The 22,645-nt window shown below is 54.3% G+C and carries 21 protein-coding genes, 2 tRNA genes and 1 rRNA gene; 16 read left to right on the top strand and 8 right to left on the bottom strand.

Annotation, left to right across the window (positions count from 1 at the left end; genetic code table 11):
- The 9 genes from lpxA (at position 1) to FOC35_RS04805 (ending at position 11,405) form a co-directional block, all read left to right on the top strand.
- Complete coding sequence (lpxA, locus tag FOC35_RS04845; RefSeq protein ID WP_016534976.1) at positions 1-789, top strand: acyl-ACP--UDP-N-acetylglucosamine O-acyltransferase; 789 nt, start codon at positions 1-3, stop codon at positions 787-789.
- Positions 790-1,938, top strand: coding sequence for a lipid-A-disaccharide synthase (gene lpxB / locus FOC35_RS04840; RefSeq protein ID WP_172568313.1), 1,149 nt, complete (start codon positions 790-792; stop codon positions 1,936-1,938). It abuts the gene before it with no gap.
- Positions 1,935-2,531 carry a ribonuclease HII gene (gene rnhB / locus FOC35_RS04835; protein ID WP_016534978.1) on the top strand — a complete coding sequence of 199 codons (597 nt, stop codon included), beginning with the start codon at positions 1,935-1,937 and terminating at the stop codon, positions 2,529-2,531. The genes lpxB and rnhB overlap by 4 nt, the downstream gene beginning before the upstream one ends.
- 35 nt (positions 2,532-2,566) lie before the next feature.
- Entirely contained in the window at positions 2,567-6,049 is a 3,483-nt protein-coding gene (gene dnaE, locus FOC35_RS04830; RefSeq protein ID WP_172568312.1) for a DNA polymerase III subunit alpha, read from the top strand.
- Positions 6,050-6,061: 12 nt separating this feature from the next.
- Positions 6,062-7,021, top strand: a complete 960-nt coding sequence (gene accA, locus FOC35_RS04825) for an acetyl-CoA carboxylase carboxyl transferase subunit alpha (protein WP_016534980.1) — start codon at positions 6,062-6,064, stop codon at positions 7,019-7,021.
- Positions 7,022-7,138: 117 nt separating this feature from the next.
- Positions 7,139-9,280 carry a lysine decarboxylase LdcC gene (locus tag FOC35_RS04820; protein ID WP_172568311.1) on the top strand — a complete coding sequence of 714 codons (2,142 nt, stop codon included), beginning with the start codon at positions 7,139-7,141 and terminating at the stop codon, positions 9,278-9,280.
- Positions 9,281-9,337: 57 nt separating this feature from the next.
- The gene (locus tag FOC35_RS04815; RefSeq protein ID WP_172568310.1) at positions 9,338-9,727 is read left to right on the top strand and encodes a VOC family protein; all 390 of its coding nucleotides are present in this window, start codon (positions 9,338-9,340) and stop codon (positions 9,725-9,727) included.
- A 62-nt stretch (positions 9,728-9,789) separates the two neighbouring features.
- A complete protein-coding gene (gene tilS, locus FOC35_RS04810) occupies positions 9,790-11,097 on the top strand; it encodes a tRNA lysidine(34) synthetase TilS (RefSeq protein WP_172568309.1) in 1,308 nt (435 codons plus the stop codon).
- Complete coding sequence (locus FOC35_RS04805) at positions 11,094-11,405, top strand: cytochrome c (protein ID WP_016534984.1); 312 nt, start codon at positions 11,094-11,096, stop codon at positions 11,403-11,405. Before tilS ends, FOC35_RS04805 begins: the two co-directional genes overlap by 4 nt.
- A gap of 55 nt (positions 11,406-11,460) precedes the next feature.
- On the opposite strand, the gene rof is transcribed toward FOC35_RS04805, so the two are convergent.
- Together rof and FOC35_RS04795 are read right to left on the bottom strand one after the other, a co-directional pair.
- Positions 11,461-11,721 carry a Rho-binding antiterminator gene (gene rof / locus FOC35_RS04800; RefSeq protein ID WP_039897935.1) on the bottom strand — a complete coding sequence of 87 codons (261 nt, stop codon included), beginning with the start codon at positions 11,719-11,721 and terminating at the stop codon, positions 11,461-11,463.
- The gene (locus FOC35_RS04795; RefSeq protein WP_016534986.1) at positions 11,708-11,908 is read right to left on the bottom strand and encodes a YaeP family protein; all 201 of its coding nucleotides are present in this window, start codon (positions 11,906-11,908) and stop codon (positions 11,708-11,710) included. The genes rof and FOC35_RS04795 overlap by 14 nt, the downstream gene beginning before the upstream one ends.
- A 202-nt stretch (positions 11,909-12,110) precedes the next feature.
- On the opposite strand from FOC35_RS04795, the gene FOC35_RS04790 reads away from it, so the two are divergent.
- Genes FOC35_RS04790 through nlpE form a run of 3 tightly spaced genes read left to right on the top strand, consistent with a single transcriptional unit; the run spans position 12,111 to position 13,799 of the window.
- Entirely contained in the window at positions 12,111-12,653 is a 543-nt protein-coding gene (locus FOC35_RS04790) for a YaeQ family protein (protein ID WP_016534987.1), read from the top strand.
- Positions 12,650-13,072 carry an alternative ribosome rescue aminoacyl-tRNA hydrolase ArfB gene (gene arfB, locus FOC35_RS04785; protein WP_016534988.1) on the top strand — a complete coding sequence of 141 codons (423 nt, stop codon included), beginning with the start codon at positions 12,650-12,652 and terminating at the stop codon, positions 13,070-13,072. Before FOC35_RS04790 ends, arfB begins: the two co-directional genes overlap by 4 nt.
- 37 nt (positions 13,073-13,109) lie before the next feature.
- On the top strand, positions 13,110-13,799 hold the full coding sequence (nlpE, locus tag FOC35_RS04780) for an envelope stress response activation lipoprotein NlpE (protein WP_172568308.1): 690 nt from the start codon (positions 13,110-13,112) through the stop codon (positions 13,797-13,799).
- A 48-nt stretch (positions 13,800-13,847) separates the two neighbouring features.
- Here the strand turns inward: nlpE and proS are convergent, their stop codons facing one another.
- The 6 genes from proS to metN form a co-directional block, all read right to left on the bottom strand.
- Positions 13,848-15,566 carry a proline--tRNA ligase gene (gene proS, locus FOC35_RS04775; protein WP_172568307.1) on the bottom strand — a complete coding sequence of 573 codons (1,719 nt, stop codon included), beginning with the start codon at positions 15,564-15,566 and terminating at the stop codon, positions 13,848-13,850.
- Positions 15,567-15,677: 111 nt separating this feature from the next.
- Positions 15,678-16,385 carry a tRNA (N6-threonylcarbamoyladenosine(37)-N6)-methyltransferase TrmO gene (gene tsaA / locus FOC35_RS04770; RefSeq protein WP_172568306.1) on the bottom strand — a complete coding sequence of 236 codons (708 nt, stop codon included), beginning with the start codon at positions 16,383-16,385 and terminating at the stop codon, positions 15,678-15,680.
- A complete protein-coding gene (rcsF, locus tag FOC35_RS04765; RefSeq protein WP_039897936.1) occupies positions 16,382-16,786 on the bottom strand; it encodes an Rcs stress response system protein RcsF in 405 nt (134 codons plus the stop codon). The genes tsaA and rcsF overlap by 4 nt, the downstream gene beginning before the upstream one ends.
- A gap of 113 nt (positions 16,787-16,899) precedes the next feature.
- Positions 16,900-17,715: a MetQ/NlpA family lipoprotein gene (locus FOC35_RS04760; RefSeq protein ID WP_016534993.1), complete on the bottom strand. Its 816-nt coding sequence runs from the start codon at positions 17,713-17,715 to the stop codon at positions 16,900-16,902.
- 30 nt (positions 17,716-17,745) lie between these two features.
- A complete protein-coding gene (locus FOC35_RS04755) occupies positions 17,746-18,399 on the bottom strand; it encodes a methionine ABC transporter permease MetI (protein WP_016534994.1) in 654 nt (217 codons plus the stop codon).
- Positions 18,392-19,423 carry a methionine ABC transporter ATP-binding protein MetN gene (metN, locus tag FOC35_RS04750; RefSeq protein WP_016534995.1) on the bottom strand — a complete coding sequence of 344 codons (1,032 nt, stop codon included), beginning with the start codon at positions 19,421-19,423 and terminating at the stop codon, positions 18,392-18,394. Before metN ends, FOC35_RS04755 begins: the two co-directional genes overlap by 8 nt.
- A 188-nt stretch (positions 19,424-19,611) precedes the next feature.
- On the opposite strand from metN, the gene gmhB reads away from it, so the two are divergent.
- The 4 genes from gmhB to FOC35_RS04730 all read left to right on the top strand — a co-directional run bounded on the left by gmhB (position 19,612) and on the right by FOC35_RS04730 (position 22,467).
- On the top strand, positions 19,612-20,178 hold the full coding sequence (gene gmhB, locus FOC35_RS04745; protein WP_016534997.1) for a D-glycero-beta-D-manno-heptose 1,7-bisphosphate 7-phosphatase: 567 nt from the start codon (positions 19,612-19,614) through the stop codon (positions 20,176-20,178).
- A gap of 373 nt (positions 20,179-20,551) precedes the next feature.
- Positions 20,552-22,093: ribosomal RNA gene (locus FOC35_RS04740) — 16S ribosomal RNA — on the top strand.
- Positions 22,094-22,161: 68 nt separating this feature from the next.
- Positions 22,162-22,238, top strand: a tRNA-Ile gene (locus tag FOC35_RS04735).
- Positions 22,239-22,391: 153 nt separating this feature from the next.
- A tRNA-Ala gene (locus FOC35_RS04730) sits at positions 22,392-22,467 on the top strand.
- Positions 22,468-22,645: the final 178 nt, after the last annotated feature.

The raw sequence follows: 22,645 nt of genomic DNA, 5'->3' as shown, positions 1-22,645 counted from the left end.
GTGATTGATAAATCCGCCTTTATTCATCCAACAGCTATCGTGGAAGAGGGTGCCGTTATCGGTGCCAACGTCCATATTGGTCCGTTTTGTATCGTGGGTCCAAATGTTGAAATCGGCGAAGGCACGGTGCTGAAATCTCACGTTGTCGTGAATGGCCATACTAAAATTGGCCGCGACAATGAGATCTATCAGTTCGCGTCCATCGGCGAAGTTAACCAGGATCTTAAATATGCGGGTGAACCTACTCGCGTGGAAATTGGCGATCGCAACCGCATTCGCGAAAGCGTCACTATCCACCGTGGTACGGTACAAGACGCTGGATTAACGAAGGTGGGCAGCGATAACCTGCTGATGGTTAATGCGCACGTTGCGCATGATTGCCAGATTGGCGACCGCTGCATCCTCGCGAACAACGCTACGCTCGCGGGTCACGTACAAATCGGGGATTACGCCATCATTGGCGGGATGACCGCGGTGCATCAGTTCTGCATCATCGGTGCCCACGTTATGGTTGGCGGCTGTTCCGGCGTCGCTCAGGACGTTCCACCTTACGTTATCGCACAGGGCAACCATGCGACGCCGTTTGGCGTGAACATCGAAGGCCTGAAGCGTCGCGGTTTCAGCAAAGAGGCGCTGCACGCTATTCGTAACGCCTATAAACTCCTCTATCGCAGCGGCAAAACGCTTGAAGAGGCGAAGCCGGAAATCGCTGAGATTGCCGCTCAGCATCCGGAAGTGAACGCATTTGTTGAATTCTTTGCGCGCTCCACGCGCGGTCTGATTCGCTAAATGAAGCCTGGTCGTCCCCTCACGATTGCCCTGGTCGCCGGAGAAACTTCCGGCGATATTCTTGGCGCAGGTCTTATCCGCGAGCTGAAAGCCCGAGTCCCCGATGCCCGTTTTGTTGGCGTTGCCGGGCCGCTGATGCAGGCTGAAGGCTGTGAAGCCTGGTATGAGATGGAAGAGCTGGCGGTAATGGGCATTGTCGAAGTGCTTGGCCGCCTGCGCCGCCTGCTGCATATCCGTGCTGACCTGACCAAACGCTTCACCGAACTGCAGCCAGACGTCTTCGTCGGCATTGATGCGCCGGATTTCAATATCACCCTGGAAGGCAATCTCAAGAAGCAGGGGATCCGCACCATCCACTACGTCAGCCCGTCCGTTTGGGCATGGCGGCAAAAACGCGTTTTCAAAATTGGCAGAGCGACCGATCTGGTGCTGGCTTTTCTGCCTTTCGAAAAAGCGTTTTATGACCGGTTTAACGTGCCCTGTCGCTTCATTGGGCACACCATGGCGGATGCCATGCCGCTCGACCCTGACAAAAACGCCGCCCGCGCGACGTTGGGTATAGCGCCTGAAGCAAAATGCCTCGCGCTGCTGCCCGGCAGCCGTGGTGCTGAAGTCGAAATGCTCAGCGCTGACTTCCTGCGTACCGCGCAGCTGCTGCGCAAACGCTGGCCGGAGCTGGAAGTTGTGGTGCCGCTTGTTAACGCGAAGCGCCGCGAGCAGTTTGAAAAAATCAAAGCCGAAGTTGCCCCCGAGCTGCACGTCCACCTGCTGGACGGCAAGGCTCGTGAGGCGATGATCGCCAGCGACGCGGCGCTGCTTGCCTCAGGCACGGCTGCTCTGGAGTGTATGCTGGCGAAATGCCCGATGGTTGTGGGTTACCGCATGAAGCCATTTACCTTCTGGCTGGCAAAGCGCCTGGTGAAAACGGACTACGTTTCGCTGCCTAACCTGCTGGCAGGGCGCGAGCTGGTGAAAGAGCTGCTGCAAAATGAATGTGAACCTATCGCTCTTGCGGCCGCGCTTGCGCCTCTGCTTGAAGACGGTGCGGTCAGCCATCAGGTGCACGAAACCTTCCGCGATTTGCATCAGCAGATCCGTTGTAACGCGGATAAGCAGGCGGCGGACGCCGTGCTGGAGCTGGCTCAATGATGGAATTTATCTACCCCCACACGCATCTGGTCGCCGGGGTTGACGAAGTAGGCCGCGGGCCGCTGGTTGGTGCCGTTGTTACCGCTGCGGTTATCCTTGATCCGGCAAAACCCATCGTCGGCCTGGCGGACTCGAAAAAATTATCAGAAAAGCGCCGTCTGGCGCTGTATGACGAGATTGTTGAGAAAGCGCTGAGCTGGAGCCTTGGGCGAGCCGAGCCGGAAGAGATAGACCAGCTCAATATTCTGCATGCGACAATGCTGGCGATGCAGCGTGCCGTTGCGGGCCTCCATATCATGCCAGAATATGTGTTGATTGACGGCAACCGCTGTCCGGCGCTGCCGGTGCCGTCTCTGGCGGTGGTAAAAGGCGATAGCCGGGTTGCGGAAATTAGCGCGGCGTCAATACTTGCCAAAGTCACGCGTGACCGCGAAATGGCAGAGCTGGACATAAGCTTCCCGCAGTACGGTTTCGCTCAACACAAGGGCTACCCAACCGCTTTTCATCTTGAGAAGCTTGCCGAGCATGGCGCGACCGAGCATCATCGCCGCAGCTTTGCCCCTGTCAAACGCGCGCTTGGGCTGGTGTCCTGAGCCGCGAGTAGCTGATACAGAGTAATTGGTGAGAGATGGCTGAACCACGTTTCATTCACCTTCGGGTGCACAGTGACTATTCCATGATCGATGGGCTGGCAAAAACCGGGCCGCTGGTAAAAAAAGCCGCGGCGCTGGGGATGCCTGCCATCGCTATCACCGACTTCACCAACCTGTGCGGGCTGGTGAAATTCTACGGTGCCGGGCACGGCGCCGGTATTAAGCCGATCATTGGCGCAGATTTTAACGTTGCCAGCGAGCTTCTGGGCGACGAGTTAAGCCATTTGACGGTGCTGGCCTCCAATAACGAAGGCTACCAGAACCTTACCTTGCTGATTTCTCGCGCCTATCAGCGCGGCTACGGAGCGGCGGGTCCGATTATTGACCGCGACTGGCTGATTGAGCTTGGTGAAGGGTTGATCCTGCTCTCCGGCGGGCGTATGGGAGATATCGGCAAAAGCCTGTTGAGGGGAAACCAGCCGCTGGTCGATCAGTGTCTGGCGTTCTACCAGCAGCATTTTGCCGATCGCTTCTATCTGGAACTGATACGTACCGGTCGTCCTGATGAAGAAAGTTATCTTCACGCGGCGGTGGCGCTGGCCGATGAACGAGGCTTGCCGGTCGTGGCAACCAATGACGTTCGTTTTCTCGAGCCGGGTGATTTCGACGCGCACGAAATTCGTGTCGCTATCCACGACGGCTTCACGCTGGACGATCCTAAACGCCCGCGAAATTACTCGCCCCAGCAGTACATGCGCAGCGAAGATGAGATGTGCGAGCTGTTCTCGGACATCCCGGAAGCGCTGGAAAACAGCGTGGAAATCGCCAAACGCTGTAACGTGACCGTGCGTCTGGGCGAATACTTCCTGCCGCAGTTCCCGACCGGTGAAATGAGCACCGAAGACTTCCTGGTAATGAAGTCCAAAGAGGGGCTGGAAGAGCGTCTCGAGTTCCTGTTCCCGGACCCCGAAGTCCGCGCGGAAAAACGCCCTGAATACGACGAACGTCTGGATATCGAGCTTCAGGTTATCAACCAGATGGGCTTCCCTGGCTACTTCCTGATCGTTATGGAGTTTATCCAGTGGTCGAAGGATAACGGCGTGCCGGTAGGGCCGGGGCGCGGTTCCGGTGCCGGCTCGCTTGTTGCGTATGCGTTGAAAATCACCGACCTCGATCCGCTGGAATTCGACCTGCTGTTCGAACGCTTCCTGAACCCTGAACGTGTTTCGATGCCCGACTTCGACGTCGACTTCTGCATGGAAAAACGCGACCAGGTTATCGACCACGTTTCGGAGATGTACGGCCGCGAGGCGGTTTCTCAGATAATCACCTTCGGCACCATGGCGGCGAAAGCGGTAATCCGCGACGTAGGCCGCGTGCTGGGGCACCCTTACGGCTTTGTCGATCGTATCTCCAAGCTGATCCCACCCGATCCGGGTATGACACTGGCCAAGGCGTTCGAAGCCGAACCTCAGCTACCTGAGATCTACGAAGCCGACGAAGAAGTTAAAGCGCTTATCGATATGGCGCGTAAGCTGGAAGGCGTCACGCGTAACGCCGGTAAGCACGCAGGGGGCGTGGTTATCGCCCCGACCAAAATTACCGATTTTGCGCCGCTTTACTGTGACGATCAGGGCCAGCATCCGGTCACCCAGTTTGACAAAAACGACGTTGAATATGCCGGCCTGGTGAAGTTCGACTTCCTCGGCCTGCGTACGCTGACGATCATCGACTGGGCGTTGAAAATGATTAACCCGCGTCGGGCTAAACAGGGGCTGGAGCCGATCGATATCGCCGCCATCCCGCTCGACGATAAGAAAAGCTTCGACATGCTGCAACGCTCGGAAACCACGGCGGTATTCCAGCTTGAATCGCGCGGCATGAAAGACCTGATTAAGCGCCTGCAGCCCGACTGCTTCGAAGACATGATTGCCCTGGTGGCCCTGTTCCGCCCCGGCCCGTTACAGTCGGGGATGGTAGATAACTTTATCGACCGTAAGCATGGCCGCGAAGCTATCTCTTACCCGGATGTTCAGTGGCAGCATGAATGTCTGAAGCCGGTTCTGGAGCCGACTTACGGCATCATTCTGTACCAGGAACAGGTGATGCAGATTGCCCAGGAGCTTTCTGGTTATACCCTCGGCGGCGCGGATATGCTGCGTCGTGCAATGGGTAAGAAAAAACCGGAAGAGATGGCCAAGCAGCGCGGCACCTTCGAAGAGGGTGCGAAGAAGAACGGCGTCGACGGCGAGCTGGCGATGAAGATCTTCGACCTGGTAGAGAAATTTGCCGGGTACGGTTTTAACAAATCCCACTCCGCCGCCTATGCTTTGGTTTCCTACCAGACGCTGTGGCTGAAGGCGCACTATCCCGCCGAGTTTATGGCGGCGGTAATGACCGCGGATATGGACAACACCGAGAAAGTTGTTGGTCTGGTGGACGAGTGCTGGCGCATGGGGCTGAAGGTTCTGTCGCCGGATATTAACTCCGGTCTTTATCATTTCCACGTCAATGACGATGGGGAAATTGTGTACGGCATCGGCGCGATTAAAGGCGTGGGTGAAGGGCCGATTGAAGCCATCATCGAAGCGCGTAACCAGGGCGGGCATTTCCTCGACCTGTTTGATCTTTGCGCGCGCTCCGATGTTAAAAAGCTCAACCGCCGGATACTGGAAAAACTGATTATGTCCGGGGCGTTTGACCGCCTCGGGCCGCACCGTGCGGCGCTGATGAACGCCCTGGGCGATGCCTTGAAGGCAGCCGATCAGCACGCGAAAGCCGAAGCCATTGGCCAGGCCGATATGTTTGGCGTGCTGGCCGAAGAGCCTGAACAGGTTGAGAAGTCGTATGCCAGCGTCATTCCCTGGCCCGATCAGGTGGTGCTGGAGGGCGAGCGTGAAACCCTGGGTCTGTACCTTACCGGCCACCCAATCAACCAGTACCTGAAAGAAATTGAGCGCTATGTCGGCGGCATGCGCCTGAAAGAGATGCACCCGACAGAACGTGGTAAAATGACCACGGCTGCGGGTCTGGTGATTGCTTCGCGAGTTATGGTCACCAAGCGGGGCAATCGCATCGGCATCTGTACGCTGGATGACCGTTCTGGTCGTCTGGAAGTGATGTTATTCACAGATGCGCTAGAAAAATACCAGCATCTGCTGGAAAAAGACCGTATCCTGATCGTTAGCGGACAGGTCAGCTTTGATGACTTCAGCGGAGGGCTTAAAATGACGGCCCGCGAGCTGATGGACATCGACGAAGCCCGTGAAAAGTACGCGCGTGGGCTTGCTATCTCGCTGACGGACAGGCAAATTGATGACCAGCTTTTAAACCGTCTCCGTCAGTCTCTGGAACCCCATCGTTCGGGGACAATTCCAGTACATCTCTACTATCAGAGGGCGGATGCACGCGCTCGATTGCGCTTTGGCGCAGCGTGGCGTGTTTCCCCTAGCGATCGGTTACTTAACGATTTGCGCACGCTGATTGGTTCGGAGCAGGTGGAACTGGAGTTTGACTAAAACAGGAATATTATGAGTCTGAATTTCCTTGATTTCGAACAGCCGATTGCAGAGCTGGAAGCGAAAATCGATTCCCTGACGGCCGTTAGCCGCCAGGACGAAAAACTGGATATTAATCTGGATGAAGAAGTGCAGCGTCTGCGCGAGAAAAGCGTTGAGCTGACCCGCAAGATCTTCGCTGATTTAGGCGCATGGCAGATTGCGCAACTGGCGCGTCACCCGCAGCGTCCGTACACCCTGGATTATTTGCGTCTCGCTTTTGACGAGTTTGACGAGCTTGCGGGCGACCGCGCCTATGCCGACGATAAAGCTATCGTTGGCGGTACCGCTCGTCTGGACGGCCGCCCGGTGATGATCATTGGTCATCAGAAAGGGCGTGAAACTAAAGAGAAAATCCGCCGTAACTTCGGTATGCCTGCTCCCGAAGGCTACCGCAAAGCGCTGCGTTTGATGGAAATGGCCGAGCGTTTCAACATGCCGATCATTACCTTCATCGACACGCCGGGGGCATACCCGGGCGTTGGCGCCGAAGAGCGCGGCCAGTCGGAAGCGATTGCCCGTAACCTGCGTGAAATGTCTCGCCTGAAGGTGCCGGTTATCTGCACCGTGATTGGCGAAGGTGGCTCCGGCGGCGCGCTGGCTATCGGCGTGGGCGACAAAGTGAACATGCTGCAGTACAGCACCTATTCGGTTATCTCCCCGGAAGGTTGTGCTTCTATTCTGTGGAAAAGTGCCGATAAAGCGCCGCTCGCGGCAGAAGCGATGGGCATTATTGCCCCGCGTCTGAAAGAGCTGAAGCTTATCGACACCGTTATCCCGGAACCGCTCGGCGGTGCGCACCGCAACCCGGAAGTGATGGCTGCTTCCCTGCGTGCTCAGCTGCTGGCGGATCTCGCAGATCTCGACGTGTTGAACAAAGAAGAACTGTTAAACCGTCGTTACCAGCGTCTGATGAGCTACGGTTACGCTTGAATAAAGGGTAAACAATAGCGATAAGGGTCGGATTTTCCGGCCCTTTTTTTATTTATCGCTTCATGGAAAATCGCATTGCGCTATGCTTAGCAAAGTATATTTTCCAGGAGGTGAATATTGAATACGATTGCAGTCATGGGGCCGCACGGCGTTTTTTACAAAGACGAGCCTATCAGGGAGCTGCATCGCGCCCTGGAGCTACAAGGCTTTCAGCTGATTTACCCGACCAACAGCACCGATCTCCTCAAGCTGATTGAGCACAACCCGCGTATCTGCGGCGTGGTGTTTGACTGGGACGAATACAGCCTTGATTTATGCAGTGAAATTAACCTGCTGAACGAAAACCTGCCGCTGTACGCCTTTATCAATACCCACTCTTCGCTGGACGTCAGCGTTAACGAAATGCGCATGGCGCTGTGGTTCTTCGAGTATGCGTTGAGCGCCGCCGACGACATCGCCCTGCGCATTCGGCAGTACACCGCTGAGTATCTCGACACCATTACGCCGCCGCTGACCAAAGCGCTGTTTACCTATGTGAAGGAAGGGAAATACACCTTCTGCACGCCGGGTCACATGGCGGGAACCGCTTACCAGAAAAGCCCGATTGGCTGTCTGTTCTACGATTTCTTTGGCGGCAACACGCTGAAGGCCGATGTCTCTATCTCGGTGACGGAGCTGGGATCGCTTTTAGACCACACCGGGCCGCACCTTGAGGCGGAAGAGTACATCGCCCGTACCTTTGGCGCCGAGCAAAGCTACATGGTGACTAACGGCACCTCGACCTCCAACAAAATCGTCGGCATGTATGCTGCGCCTTCCGGCAGCACTATTCTGGTGGATCGCAACTGCCACAAATCGCTCACGCACCTGCTGATGATGACCAACCTGGTGCCAATCTGGCTGAAGCCGACGCGAAACGCATTGGGGATCCTTGGCGGTATTCCTCAGCGCGAATTTATGCGGGAAAATATCGAAAAGAAAGTGGCCGCCACGCCTGACGCCCAATGGCCTGTACATGCGGTGATCACCAACTCCACCTACGATGGCCTGCTGTACAACACCGAATTTATCAAACAAACGCTGGATGTTCCGTCGATTCATTTTGACTCCGCATGGGTGCCTTATACCAACTTCCACCCAATCTATCAGGGTAAAAGCGGTATGAGCGGCGAACGCGTGCCGGGGAAAGTGATTTATGAAACGCAGTCTACCCACAAGCTGCTGGCGGCCTTTTCACAGGCTTCGCTGATCCATATTAAAGGCGATTACAGCGAAGAGACTTTTAACGAAGCCTACATGATGCACACCACGACTTCTCCGAGCTACCCGCTGGTGGCGTCGATAGAAACGGCGGCGGCCATGCTGCGCGGTAACACCGGCAAGCGTTTGATTAACCGCTCCGTAGAGCGGGCGCTTCATTTCCGTCGTGAAGTGCAGCGTCTGCGTGAAGAGTCAGAAGACTGGTTCTTCGATATCTGGCAGCCGGAAAGTATTGATGAAGCGCAGTGCTGGCCCATTGCGCCGGGTGAAGAAGACTGGCACGGTTTCCGTGATGCCGATGCGGATCATATGTATCTTGATCCTATTAAGGTTACGATCCTTACGCCGGGTATGAGCGAGCTGGGTGAAATGGCAGAGGAGGGGATCCCGGCCGCGCTGGTGGCGAAGTTCCTCGACGAGCGCGGCGTGGTGGTTGAGAAAACCGGGCCGTACAACCTGCTGTTTCTGTTCAGCATTGGCATTGATAAAACCAAGGCGCTAAGCCTGCTGCGCGGGCTGACCGAGTTTAAGCGCTCATACGATCTCAACCTGCGGGTGAAAAACATGCTGCCGGATCTCTACGCAGAAGATCCTGACTTCTATCGCAACATGCGTATTCAGACGCTGGCGCAGGGTATTCATAAGCTTATCAAGCAGCATAATTTGCCCGACCTGATGCTGCGGGCGTTCGACGTGCTGCCGGAAATGAGAATGACGCCGCATGAAGCCTGGCAGCAGCAGGTGAAGGGCAATGTCGAAACGGTAGAGATTGAAGAGTTGCTGGGGCGCGTCTCGGCCAACATGATCCTGCCTTACCCTCCCGGCGTGCCGGTCGTGATGCCTGGGGAAGTTATCACCAAACAGAGCCGCGCGGTGCTCGACTTCCTGCTGATGCTTTGCTCGGTGGGTGAGCATTACCCCGGTTTTGTAACAGATATTCATGGCGCAAAACTCGGCGACGATGGGATCTACAGGGTACGAGTCTTAAAAGAGGCCTGAGTGCTTGATTTGCAATGAAGCGGTGTTACCGTGCCAGAATAGATTAAGGAGCATCCTATGCTGGGTTTAAAACAGATTCATCACGTCGCTATTATCGCGTCGGACTACGAGCGCAGTAAGCAGTTTTATTGTGATGCGCTGGAATTCACGCTTGAAGCTGAAGTGTATCGCAAAGAACGAGATTCCTGGAAAGGTGACCTGGCGCTTAACGGGCAATACGTTATTGAGCTGTTTTCTTTCCCGTTCCCGCCCGCTCGCCCGAGCCGCCCGGAAGCCTGCGGGCTTCGTCATCTGGCGTTTAGCGTCGATAATATCGAGCAGGCGATTACGCACCTTGAAAGCCATGGCGTAAAATGCGAGCCGGTTCGTATTGATCCATACACCGATAAGCGTTTTACCTTCTTTAGCGATCCCGACGGTTTGCCGCTGGAACTTTATCAACAGTAGCCCTTGCCAGCGCTCTCAATGCCCGGTAACTTTCCGGGCAAATACCTCGTAACTATCGAACTATGACAATCCGCGAACTTCAGTCCTTTCTGCTTCCTCACCGCCGGCTGCTGGTGGCGTTCAGCGGTGGGCTGGATTCGACCGTTTTGCTTCATCAACTGGTCACGCTGCGGGATTCTTTAGCGCCTGAGCTGGAAATCCGGGCGATGCATATCCATCACGGACTTAGCCCGAAGGCGGATAGTTGGGTGGAACATTGCCGCACTTTATGTCGCCGCTGGTTAGTGTCTTTCGATGTCGCTTACGTGCAGCTTCCTTCCGGTGGCCAGGGGATTGAGGGAGAGGCGCGGGCGGCGCGTTATCAGGCGCTGTCAGGCTCTCTTTTAACCGAAGAAGTGCTGCTGGCGGCCCAGCACCTGGATGATCAGTGCGAAACCTTCCTGCTGGCTTTGAAGCGCGGCAGCGGCCCTGCTGGTTTAGCGTCAATGCCCGCAAAATTACCGTTTGCTAATACTCTATTGCTTCGCCCGCTGCTGGCGACTTCGCGCGCTCAGCTTGAAGAGTGGGCGCTGGCTCATCAACTTAGCTGGATAGAAGATGAGAGCAACGGGGATGATAAATACGACCGCAATTTCCTGCGCCTGCGGATTGTGCCTTTGCTACAACAGCGCTGGCCGCATTTTGCCCGCAGCGTAGCCCGCAGCGCCGACCTGTGCGGCGAGCAGGAACAGCTGCTTGATGAGCTGCTGGCCGAGCAGCTTGCCGGGCTGATGTCGCCCCAGGGCGCTTTACTTATTGAGCCGCTATGCACGGTAAGCGAAGCCCGGCGTTTTGCCTTATTGCGCCGCTGGCTGGGGCATCACCGGGCGGCTATGCCATCGCGGGCGGCGCTTCAGCGCCTGTGGCAAGAAGTGGCGTTGAGCCGGGAGGATGCCAATCCTCGCCTTCGCCTGGGTGAGTATGAAATTCGCCGCTTTCAGGGCGAACTTTATTGGGTTCCGCTGCGGGCAATAGACAAAGAGAGCGTTTATCCGTGGCCCGCCCCTTATCGGCCGCTTTCTCTTCCCGGCATCGGGACCGTTTCTCTTCAGCAAAGCGGCACTGCGGTGCGTGCTCCGATAGAAGGCGAAGGGGTGAGCCTGCGCTTTAAGGCTTCAGGATTGCAGCATATTGTTGGGCGGGATAAAGGGCGTCCGCTTAAAAAAATCTGGCAGGAATTACGCATTCCGCCCTGGCTGCGGGATATCACTCCGCTGCTGTTTTATGGCGAACAGTTGATTGCTGCTCCGGGAGTGTTTGTCACTCGTGAAGGGCAGGCGACAGAAAATTCATGCTGGCATATAGACTGGCGACAAGGAAGGGAAGAATGAAAAAGGCGGTGTTATTGCTGGGGTTGATGATTTGCAGCTTGTCGGCGCTGGCAAAAGGCAATGCTGAGGCCGGTGAGCAGAAAGCGATGATGTGCGTGGCCTGCCACGGCGCAAGCGGCACCGCGTCCGCTCCCCTTTACCCGAACCTGGCCGGGCAGCAAGAGGCGTATCTGGAGCATTCTCTCCAGGCCTATAAAAAAGGGGAGCGCAGCGGCGGGCAGGCAGAAATCATGAAGGCTTATGTCAGCGGGCTTTCCGATGAAGACATCAGCAATCTGGCGGCATATTACGCCTCAATGAAGCCTTAAAACAAAACGGGCAACCACCTGGGCTGCCCGTTTTGTGTTTGTGCGGTTACTACAGTTATTCAACGCTGACCACGATAGTGCCAATTTCAGGGTGGCTGAAGCTGTTAATCTTATCGAGGCGGACTTCACGCGAGGCACCGGCATCATCAACAATCAGATATTCGACGTTTTTACGAGAAACCAGGTCGCTCGCCTTGGCTTTGAAAATCTCCCCGTCTTTTAACTCCAGCGTCAGTAACAAATGCTGCTGGCAGGCGAGCTCGAGATTGTCATAATCATCACAATTGATGGGTTGATAGGCATCATTCATTGACATAATCGCTCACCAGTAAGTTCGCGGCAGCATACGCCGCCTGTTCCCTGATTGACTCTGAGACGGCCTCGCTGGAAGCCACTTCATTCAGAGCCTTCAATACGCATCCTAAGGCATCAGGAATGTAGCCTAAGTCACCGCTGGCAATTTCCGCATAGCGTTGTCGAACCAATTCACAATACTTTTCCACATACCCTCCTCTCAGAGTCCCAACTTCAGACCTATTCGTGGGGTCAAATCTAAGCCTACGAAGATAAACTCTGTTTAGCAAGGTGACTATACCACAGCAATGTAACCGATATCAGTAAGGCAAGGGGATGCAGCCACAATCGATAACAGCGTTTTTCAGTAGATTTCGCTACAATGGCGCCAACTGTGTATGGAGAAGTGTAATGGCGTTAAAAGCGACAATTTATAAGGCGACGGTGAATGTGGCCGATCTCGATCGGAATCGGTTTATGGACAGCAGCCTGACGCTGGCACGCCACCCTTCTGAGACTCAGGAACGCATGATGTTGCGCCTGCTGGCATGGATTAAATATGCGGATGAGCGGCTGGAGTTTACCCGCGGGCTGAGCGCAGAAGAAGAACCGGAGATCTGGCGTAAAAACGATCATCTGGGCATTGATTTATGGGTTGAGCTTGGGCTACCGGAAGAGCGCCGGGTGAAAAAAGCCTGTAGTCAGTCGGCCGAGGTGGCATTGTTTACCTATAATAGTCGGGCAGCGCAGGTTTGGTGGCAGCAAAACCAAAACCGCCTCAGCCAGTTTAAAAACCTGTCTATCTGGTATCTGGATGACGAGCAGCTGGCGAAGCTGAGCGAGTTCGGCACGCGCACCATGAATTTGCAGGCTACCATCCAGGACGGCGCTATCTGGCTTTCAGACAGCGAGAATAATCTGGAAATTCACTTTACGGCCTGGCAGCAGCGATGATTTCCGTTTCCAGGACGGTATCAATCCCGGACAATGAAGTGACGATTACCGCCATTCGTGCCCAGGGGGCGGGCGGGCAGCATGTGAATAAAACCTCAACGGCTATTCACTTGCGCTTTGATATCCCTGCCTCAAGCCTGCCGGAGTCGTATAAGATACGTCTGCTGGCCGTAAGCCACCATTTAATCACGCCTGAAGGCGTGGTGGTGATTAAGGCCCAGGAATACCGAAGCCAGGAGATGAACCGCGAAGCGGCGGTGGCTCGCCTGGTTTCACTGATACAAGAATTAACCGTAGTGCAGAAAAGCCGCCGGGCCACCAGGCCAACGCGGGCTTCTAAAGAGCGTCGTCTGGCTTCCAAATCGCAGAAGTCGACAACCAAAGCGCTACGCGGCAAGGTTAGCCGCCATCCGGAATAGTGGCTAACTTCAGGACAACAGCATAAGGATAAGAAGCATGAAAAAGAGTTTTCTGGCGGTGCTGGCGGCACTCAGCCTGTTCACGCTGTTTGGCTGTAATAACCGCAGTGAAATCCAAACCCTGATCCCGGCTCAGGCCGCCGAGTTGACGCCTATGCAGCAAAGCTACCGCGGCGTGATCCCATGCGCGGACTGCGAGGGAATTGAGACTTCACTGTTCCTGGAAAAAGATGGCACCTGGGTGATGAACCAGAGCTATCAGGGCAAAGGAGCCTCTTTCGGTAGTTACGGCACCTGGGCGCGTACCGCGGATAAACTGGTGTTAACCGATAGCGAAGGCGAAAAGCAGTATTTCCATCCGAAGGGCGATAGCCTGGTTATGCTGGATCGCGAAGGTAACCCGATTGAATCGCAGTTCAACTATACGTTGAAGGCGGTTAACGCGGCGCTGCCGTCAACGCCGATGCCGATGAAAGGGAAATATAAATATATGGCGGATGCAGCCGTCTTCCAGGATTGCGCTACCGGCAAGACCTTTGCCGTAGCGGATAATGCCGAACTGGAAAGAGGCTATGCTGCGGCTCGCGGTAAGAATAGCGCCCCGGTTCTGCTGGTGGTTGAAGGCCACTTCACGCTTCAGGCTTCCCCTGACAGCGGCGAACTGCAAAAAGCGCTGGTCGCCGACAAAGGCGCAAAATTCAGGCCCGGCAAAGAGTGTAACGACTAAAAACAAAAAGCCCTGCAATGCAGGGCTTTTTAATGGCTTCAACCAAAGTTAGCCTTTGATCTGTTTCACCAGGAAATCAACGATCTCGTTGGTTTTGATCATCTGTTTCTCACCAGCACGGCGGTGTTTGTATTCAACTTCTTCGTTATCCAGATTACGGTCGCCGATAACGATAGTGTGAGGAATACCAATCAGCTCCATATCTGCAAACATCACGCCCGGACGCTCTTTACGGTCGTCCAGCAGCACGTCGATACCCTGAGCGCGCAGCGTGGTGTACAGCTCTTCAGCAAGCTGCTGCACGCGGAAGGATTTGTGCATGTTCATCGGCAGAATGGCAACGTTGAACGGTGCGATGGCTTCCGGCCACAGAATGCCGCGATCGTCAAAGTTCTGCTCAATCGCCGCCGCGACAACGCGGGTTACGCCGATACCGTAGCAGCCCATGGTCAGCGTCTGGTTGCGGCCATCTTCACCCTGTACCGTGGCTTTCAGCGCTTCAGAGTATTTGGTGCCCAGTTGGAAGATGTGACCCACTTCGATGCCGCGCTTGATCATCAACGTACCTTTGCCGTCCGGGCTTGGGTCGCCGGCGACAACGTTACGGATATCTGCGACTTCCGGCAGCGCAACGTCACGCTCCCAGTTAATGCCGACGAAGTGCTTACCGTCGATGTTAGCGCCTGCGGCAAAATCACTCATCGCGGCTACGCTGCGGTCGATAACCACCGGGATTGGCAGATTGATTGGGCCAAGTGAGCCCGGGCCAGCTTTCGCTACAGCACGGATTTCTTCTTCAGTAGCAAAAGTCAGCGGGCTGGCAACCTGAGGCAGTTTTTCAGCTTTGACTTCGTTCAGCTCGTGATCGCCACGTACCAGTAGAGCAACCAGCGGGTAAGCGCTGCCCTCGGTGGCTTTCACCAGCAGAGTTTTAACCGTTTTCTCAACCGGCAGATTGAATTGCTCAACCAGCTCGGCGATGGTTTTTGCATTCGGGGTATCAATCTGGCTCATTTCAATGGTTGGTGCCGCACGGCCAGCCGCCGGAGACAGCGCTTCAGCGAACTCTATATTTGCCGCGTAGTCAGAGCTGTCGGAGAAGATAACGTCATCTTCGCCGCTCTGTGCCAGCACCTGGAACTCGTGCGAAGCGCTGCCGCCGATGGAGCCGGTATCAGCCTGCACGGCGCGGAAATCAAGGCCCATGCGGGAGAAGATTTTGCTGTAGGCTTCATACATCTTGTCGTAAGTTTCCTGCAGCGATTCCTGAGAAGTATGGAAAGAGTAGGCATCTTTCATCAGGAATTCGCGGGAACGCATAACGCCAAAGCGCGGACGCACTTCGTCACGGAACTTGGTCTGGATCTGGAACAAGTTCAGCGGCAACTGCTTGTAAGAGCTCAGCTCGTTACGAATCAGGTCGGTGATAACTTCTTCGTGAGTTGGGCCCAGTACAAACGGGCGCTCGCCACGGTCAACAAAACGCAGCAGCTCGGGGCCGTACTGCTCCCAACGTCCGCTCTCCTGCCACAGGTCGGCGGGCTGAACAACCGGCATGCACATTTCGATAGCACCGGCGTTGTTCATCTCTTCACGCACAATGTTTTCGACTTTCTTCAGGACGCGCAAACCGGTCGGCAACCAGGTGTATAAACCCGAGGCCAGCTTGCGGATCATCCCGGCGCGCAGCATCAGCTGGTGGCTGACCACTTCGGCGTCGGCAGGTGTCTCCTTCAGAGTGGAGAGCAGGTATTGGCTAGTACGCATGTTGTTACGGTTCCATTTGAACGGCGGATAACAGGCCTTAAGCGACCTGCTTCAAAAAAAGTGGTTTAGTTTACCAGTGTGGCAGAGATGTCAAAAGAGAGGGGCGCTAAATTAACGTGCTTCGACGGCAAACACCTCAAACCCTTGCCCGGTAACGCGCCAGCGAACGTTAAAGTCCAGCAGCAGCACCGCGTAAGTTTTCCCCTCATCCTTGCCTTTACGGTAAGCGGGGCGGGGATCCTGAGCAAGAACCTGGCAAATGAAACGCGCAATATGCGGGTAGCGCGATTCAAGCTTTACCAGTTGCTGCTGTACTTCTGGCGTGAAGCTAATCTGCGTATCGGCCTCTGGCGCAAGCTGTGCATAGCCCGCACGAGCGTCAGGCAGGGCTTCAGCAAACGGCAGGTAGGGTTTGATATCCACGATGGGCGTGCCATCGACCAAATCAAGACTGCCCAGCTCCAGAATAACGTCATCTTTCTGGCAGCGAATCCCTTTTAACTCAACCAGAGACATGCCGATGGGGTTTGGGCGGAAGGTTGAGCGCGTAGCAAATACGCCCATTCGCGCATTGCCGCCAAGACGAGGAGGGCGAACCGTTGGCCGCCAGCCGCCTTCCATCGTCTGATGGAAAACGAACAGCAGCCACAGGTGGCTGAAAGCCTCAAGCCCACGGACGGCATCGGCCTGGTTGTAGGGCGACAGCAGGTGTAGTTCACCGCCGCCGTCTTTCACCAAACCCGGCTGGCGCGGTACGGCAAACTTTTCTTTATATGGAGAGCGAATTACACCAATTTGCGCAAACTGAAAAGGGGTCATTGCGCCGAAACTTGCAGCGCTGAGCCTACGCAAACCGCCTGGCGGTAGCATCCTGGAGCGCCGCTGGTAATATCGCAGCTGTGTAGCAGAACGGCATTGGCTTTCATTTTCGAGGCGTTAATCTGCATGCGTTTACGCGCTGTCGGGATATTTGCAGGGGAGTCCTGATTACTTGCCTGGCAGGAATCGCCGCTGACTTCACCTAAGTCGCGGAAAGGCTTACCGACTAAATCTTCTGCGTTGGTGTAGATCCTGACCGGAGCGGGGCGGGGCGCTTTAGGTTTTTCGGTTTCGGTCTTCGGCGTTGCAGCCGTGCTTTGGACGGGTTCTACAGGGGATCTGCTTAGCATGGAACAGCCGCTCAGCATGAATGCCAATAAACAGATCGGTAAAGCACGCATAATATTTCCTCAATGAATGTAAAACGGAAGACATTGAAGCAAGCTCGCAACAAAATAACAAGGCGGGCTTGCGCCCGCCTGTAATTATTTACGCAAAACTGAATAATGAAAGCTTACCAGCCTTTCACCGCGCCGCCGTTGAAGACCTTATTAGCCGCTTCGTTAACTTCGTCAGACTGGTAGGCCTGAACGAATTTTTTCACGTTTTCGGCGTCTTTATTGTCTTCGCGGGAAACTATCAGGTTAACGTATGGGGAGTTTTTATCTTCAACGAAGATGCCGTCTTTAGCAGGCGTCAGGCCAATCTGGCTGGCGTAGGTGGTGTTGATAACCGCCAGGGCAATCTGAGCGTCGTCCAGAGAACGCGGCAACTGAGGCGCTTCCAGCTCAACCAGCTTGAGGTTTTTCGGGTTCTCGGTCACGTCCAGAACGGTTGGCAGCAGGCCAACGCCGTCTTTCAGTTTGATCAGACCTTCTTTCTGCAGCAGCAGCAGGGAACGGCCGAGGTTAGTCGGGTCGTTCGGCAGCGCTACCTGAGCGCCCGGCTGTAACTCTTCCAGTGATTTAATTTTCTTGGAGTAGCCGGCGATTGGGTAAACAAAGGTGTTGCCCACGGAAACCAGCTTGTAGCCGCGATCTTTGATCTGCTGGTCGAGGTAAGGTTTGTGCTGGAAGGCGTTAACGTCGATATCGCCTTTGCTCAGCGCTTCGTTCGGCAGCACATAATCGGTAAAGGTCACCAGCTCAACGTCCAGCCCGTATTTCTCTTTTGCAACTTTCTGCGCAACTTCTGCAACTTGCTGCTCGGCACCGGCGATAACGCCAACTTTAATATGGTTAGGATCTTTTTCTTCCTGACCGCAACCCACCAGAGCAAGAGAACCAATCAGAGCGCCGACCGCGGCGAGCGTTTTAAATTTAAAAGCCATGTCCTTTTCCTTATATGAATGCAGTTGTGTTTATTTGTGAGTGACAGCCCGGACGATGCGATCGCCAGAGAATTGAATTAAATACACCAGAACGACCAGCAACACTAACACGGTATTCATCACGGTAGCGTTGTAGCCGATATAACCGTACTGATAACCAATCTGACCCAGACCGCCGGCGCCCACGGCACCGCCCATAGCAGAATAGCCAACCAGCGTAATCAAGGTAATGGTAGCCGCATTCACTAGGCCCGGCAGGGCTTCAGGCAGCAGAACCTTACGAATGATTTGCATCGGCGTTGCGCCCATCGCGCGGGAGGCTTCAATTAACCCGGTTGGGATTTCCAGCAGGGCGTTTTCAACCATACGGGCAATAAACGGCGCGGCGCCAACGGTTAATGGAACAATCGCCGCCTGCAGGCCGATTGATGTCCCGACGATGACGCGAGTAAATGGAATCATCCAGACCAGTAAGATAATGAAAGGAATGGAACGGAAAATATTAACCAGCGCGGAGAGGCTGCGGTAAAGCTTCGCGTTGGCACTGATTTGCCCCGGGCGAGTGATATAAAGCAGTACGCCCACCGGCAGGCCGAGCACAAATCCAAAGAGGCCTGAAACAAAAGTCATCGCCAGCGTTTCATAAACGCCGCGCACCAGTAACCAAATCATCGGCTCAGACATAGCCCAGTACCTCTACTTTAACGTGTTGCTCCTGCAACCAGGCAATAGCCGCTTGCGTATCCTTTGGCTCACCGTGCATTTCGCAGAGCATAATGCCGAACTTCACGCCGCCAGCGTAATCCATCTGCGCGCTAATAATGTTGCTGTTCACGTTGAAGGTGCGCGCCGTTTCAGAAAGCAGCGGGGCATCAACCGACTGGCCGGTGAACTCGAGGCGTAATAAAGGTACGGCCTTGTCTTTATTCTCCGCGCTAAGGCGCTGAGCATAATCTTCCGGGATGTCGAGATGCAGAGTGGACTGAATAAACTGCTGCGCCAGCGGCGTTTTCGGATGGGAAAACACTTCGCTTACCGTGTCCTGTTCAATCAGTTCGCCGTCGCTGATAACTGCCACGCAGTCGCAAATACGCTTAACAACGTCCATCTCATGAGTAATAAGAAGGATAGTCAGCCCAAGGCGGCGGTTAATATCTTTCAGTAATTCAAGAATGGAGCGGGTGGTTGCCGGGTCGAGTGCGCTGGTGGCCTCATCGCACAGCAGAACTTTCGGGTTGCTAGCCAGAGCGCGGGCAATGGCCACACGCTGTTTCTGACCGCCGGAAAGGTTTGCCGGCCACACGTCATGTTTCTCGCTCAGCCCCACTAAATCCAGGAGCTCGGTCACGCGACGCTGGATCTCTTCCTTCGGTTGGTTGTCCAGCTCCAGCGGCAAAGCCACGTTGCCAAATACGGTGCGCGAAGAGAGCAGGTTAAAGTGCTGGAAGATCATGCCAATCTGGCGACGAGCTTTGGTTAACTGGCTTTCAGAAAGCGTGGTCAGGTCCTGGCCATCAACCAGCACCGAGCCTTCAGTTGGGCGCTCGAGCAGGTTTACGCAGCGGATCAGAGTGCTTTTACCGGCACCGGATGCGCCAATCACGCCATAAATTTGTCCGGCAGGCACGTGCAGACTGACATTGTTCAATGCCTGTATGCTGCGGTTGCCCTGCTGGAACACCTTGGTGATATTTGAAAGTTTAATCATTGAGTTATTTATTATCGTTTATGTATGAGCCGTGGAATTATCTGCTACCGGTGACCGAAGTTACCTTAATCGATCTGGATGTTAAGGCATCCAGACGTCTAAATCAATCGGCGCGTGAAGGACTGTTCTCTCCTTATTACTAAATCATGCGATACTAGACACAATTAACCCGTTTCAGGAGTTCTCAAGTGGCACAGTCCGTACCCGCTATTTTTCTCGACCGCGATGGCACTATTAATGTCGATCATGGCTATGTATATGAAGTGGACCGATTCGAGTTCATTGATGGCGTAATAGAAGCAATGCGTGAGTTAAAAGAGATGGGCTTCGCTCTGGTGCTGGTAACAAACCAGTCCGGCATCGCCCGCGGGATGTTCACCGAGGCTGATTTCGAAAATCTCACCGAGTGGATGGACTGGTCGCTGGCCGACCGCGGCGTTGACCTGGACGGTATCTATTATTGTCCGCATCACCCTGAAGGCGAGGTCGAAGAGTTCCGCCAGGTGTGCGACTGCCGTAAACCGCAGCCGGGCATGCTTATCTCCGCGCGTGACTTCCTGAATATCGATATGGCCGCTTCTTATATGGTAGGCGACAAAATTGAAGATATGCAGGCAGCTAATGCGGCGCTGGTTGGCACCAAAGTGCTGGTTCGCAGCGGTAAACCTGTAACGGAAGCAGGTGAAGCGGCCGCTGATTTAGTGATTAATAGCCTCGCAGACCTGCCAAAAGCCATCAAACAGCGCCAAAAATAGGCGTTTAGATTAAAAAACACCCGGTCAGAAAGTTTTTTCAAATTAGGGGTTGTCAGGCTCTGAGAACTCCCTATAATGCGCCTCCACTGACACGGCAAAGCGGCTTCGAAAGCGGCTTAACAACCCGGTAGTCAGTCAGACGAAAGCGAAAATAAACGCTTGACTCTGAAAGAGGAAAGCGTAATATACGCCACCTCGAGTTAGCAAGCGAAAGCGCGTAACTCACTGCTCTTTAACAATTTATCAGACAATCTGTGTGGGCACTCGCAGGATTGATATCTCAAGCATCTTCGGATGCAAAAAAATATCAAGTCTTGAAGAGTGACTACTGATTTTATAAACAGTTTTAATTCTTTGAGCATCAAACACTTTTAAATTGAAGAGTTTGATCATGGCTCAGATTGAACGCTGGCGGCAGGCCTAACACATGCAAGTCGAGCGGTAACAGGGAGTAGCTTGCTACTTTGCTGACGAGCGGCGGACGGGTGAGTAATGTCTGGGGATCTGCCTGATGGAGGGGGATAACTACTGGAAACGGTAGCTAATACCGCATAACGTCGCAAGACCAAAGAGGGGGACCTTCGGGCCTCTTGCCATCGGATGAACCCAGATGGGATTAGCTAGTAGGTGGGGTAATGGCTCACCTAGGCGACGATCCCTAGCTGGTCTGAGAGGATGACCAGCCACACTGGAACTGAGACACGGTCCAGACTCCTACGGGAGGCAGCAGTGGGGAATATTGCACAATGGGCGCAAGCCTGATGCAGCCATGCCGCGTGTGTGAAGAAGGCCTTCGGGTTGTAAAGCACTTTCAGCGAGGAGGAAGGCATTGAGATTAATAACCTCAGTGATTGACGTTACTCGCAGAAGAAGCACCGGCTAACTCCGTGCCAGCAGCCGCGGTAATACGGAGGGTGCAAGCGTTAATCGGAATTACTGGGCGTAAAGCGCACGCAGGCGGTTTGTTAAGTCGGATGTGAAATCCCCGGGCTCAACCTGGGAACTGCATTCGAAACTGGCAAGCTTGAGTCTTGTAGAGGGGGGTAGAATTCCAGGTGTAGCGGTGAAATGCGTAGAGATCTGGAGGAATACCGGTGGCGAAGGCGGCCCCCTGGACAAAGACTGACGCTCAGGTGCGAAAGCGTGGGGAGCAAACAGGATTAGATACCCTGGTAGTCCACGCCGTAAACGATGTCGACTTGGAGGTTGTGCCCTTGAGGCGTGGCTTCCGGAGCTAACGCGTTAAGTCGACCGCCTGGGGAGTACGGCCGCAAGGTTAAAACTCAAATGAATTGACGGGGGCCCGCACAAGCGGTGGAGCATGTGGTTTAATTCGATGCAACGCGAAGAACCTTACCTACTCTTGACATCCAGAGAACTTTCCAGAGATGGATTGGTGCCTTCGGGAACTCTGAGACAGGTGCTGCATGGCTGTCGTCAGCTCGTGTTGTGAAATGTTGGGTTAAGTCCCGCAACGAGCGCAACCCTTATCCTTTGTTGCCAGCGGTTCGGCCGGGAACTCAAAGGAGACTGCCAGTGATAAACTGGAGGAAGGTGGGGATGACGTCAAGTCATCATGGCCCTTACGAGTAGGGCTACACACGTGCTACAATGGCGCATACAAAGAGAAGCGACCTCGCGAGAGCAAGCGGACCTCATAAAGTGCGTCGTAGTCCGGATTGGAGTCTGCAACTCGACTCCATGAAGTCGGAATCGCTAGTAATCGTAGATCAGAATGCTACGGTGAATACGTTCCCGGGCCTTGTACACACCGCCCGTCACACCATGGGAGTGGGTTGCAAAAGAAGTAGGTAGCTTAACCTTCGGGAGGGCGCTTACCACTTTGTGATTCATGACTGGGGTGAAGTCGTAACAAGGTAACCGTAGGGGAACCTGCGGTTGGATCACCTCCTTACCTAAAAGATACAACCCGCGTAGTGCTCACACAGATTGTCTGATAGAAAACAAGCAGTAAAACCTTATAGGCTTGTAGCTCAGGTGGTTAGAGCGCACCCCTGATAAGGGTGAGGTCGGTGGTTCAAGTCCACTCAGGCCTACCAAATTCTCCCTGATACTGCGTTATGAAATAACTCACATACTTTATTATGCTTCGTTATTCCATGCCTTGTCTCAGAACGAATTGCATTTTCTTTTTCGGAAGAAAAAGGAAAGGCCTCAGTGTGAGTGGTAATCAAAGGTTTTACGAAATCGATGGGGCTATAGCTCAGCTGGGAGAGCGCCTGCCTTGCACGCAGGAGGTCAGCGGTTCGATCCCGCTTAGCTCCACCATCATTTCATGCACCAAACCTACTTCAGAGTGTACCGGCAACGGTGTACTGCGAAGTATTTGCTCTTTAACAATCCGGAACAAGCTGAAAATTGAAACGACACACTGTTTCTGTTCTCCGTAATAAGAACAGAATAGAAGTGTGTTCGAGTCTCTCAAATTTTCATAATTCGAAGCGAA

The organism is Cedecea sp. FDAARGOS_727 (assembly GCF_012273235.1).
In the GTDB taxonomy this organism is placed as follows: Bacteria; Pseudomonadota; Gammaproteobacteria; order Enterobacterales; family Enterobacteriaceae; genus Cedecea; species Cedecea davisae.
This window is presented reverse-complemented; position numbering and strand designations above follow the sequence as displayed.

Coding starts and splice junctions, on each gene's coding strand:
- tsaA (WP_172568306.1), bottom strand. CDS start 16,385: ATGACCCCTTTTCAGTTTGCGCAAATTGGTGTAATTCGCTCTCCATAT.
- rnhB (WP_016534978.1), top strand. CDS start 1,935: ATGATGGAATTTATCTACCCCCACACGCATCTGGTCGCCGGGGTTGAC.
- tilS (WP_172568309.1), top strand. CDS start 9,790: ATGACAATCCGCGAACTTCAGTCCTTTCTGCTTCCTCACCGCCGGCTG.
- arfB (WP_016534988.1), top strand. CDS start 12,650: ATGATTTCCGTTTCCAGGACGGTATCAATCCCGGACAATGAAGTGACG.
- proS (WP_172568307.1), bottom strand. CDS start 15,566: ATGCGTACTAGCCAATACCTGCTCTCCACTCTGAAGGAGACACCTGCC.
- FOC35_RS04815 (WP_172568310.1), top strand. CDS start 9,338: ATGCTGGGTTTAAAACAGATTCATCACGTCGCTATTATCGCGTCGGAC.
- rof (WP_039897935.1), bottom strand. CDS start 11,721: ATGTCAATGAATGATGCCTATCAACCCATCAATTGTGATGATTATGAC.
- FOC35_RS04790 (WP_016534987.1), top strand. CDS start 12,111: ATGGCGTTAAAAGCGACAATTTATAAGGCGACGGTGAATGTGGCCGAT.
- FOC35_RS04760 (WP_016534993.1), bottom strand. CDS start 17,715: ATGGCTTTTAAATTTAAAACGCTCGCCGCGGTCGGCGCTCTGATTGGT.
- FOC35_RS04805 (WP_016534984.1), top strand. CDS start 11,094: ATGAAAAAGGCGGTGTTATTGCTGGGGTTGATGATTTGCAGCTTGTCG.
- lpxB (WP_172568313.1), top strand. CDS start 790: ATGAAGCCTGGTCGTCCCCTCACGATTGCCCTGGTCGCCGGAGAAACT.
- dnaE (WP_172568312.1), top strand. CDS start 2,567: ATGGCTGAACCACGTTTCATTCACCTTCGGGTGCACAGTGACTATTCC.
- rcsF (WP_039897936.1), bottom strand. CDS start 16,786: ATGCGTGCTTTACCGATCTGTTTATTGGCATTCATGCTGAGCGGCTGT.
- FOC35_RS04755 (WP_016534994.1), bottom strand. CDS start 18,399: ATGTCTGAGCCGATGATTTGGTTACTGGTGCGCGGCGTTTATGAAACG.
- metN (WP_016534995.1), bottom strand. CDS start 19,423: ATGATTAAACTTTCAAATATCACCAAGGTGTTCCAGCAGGGCAACCGC.
- accA (WP_016534980.1), top strand. CDS start 6,062: ATGAGTCTGAATTTCCTTGATTTCGAACAGCCGATTGCAGAGCTGGAA.
- nlpE (WP_172568308.1), top strand. CDS start 13,110: ATGAAAAAGAGTTTTCTGGCGGTGCTGGCGGCACTCAGCCTGTTCACG.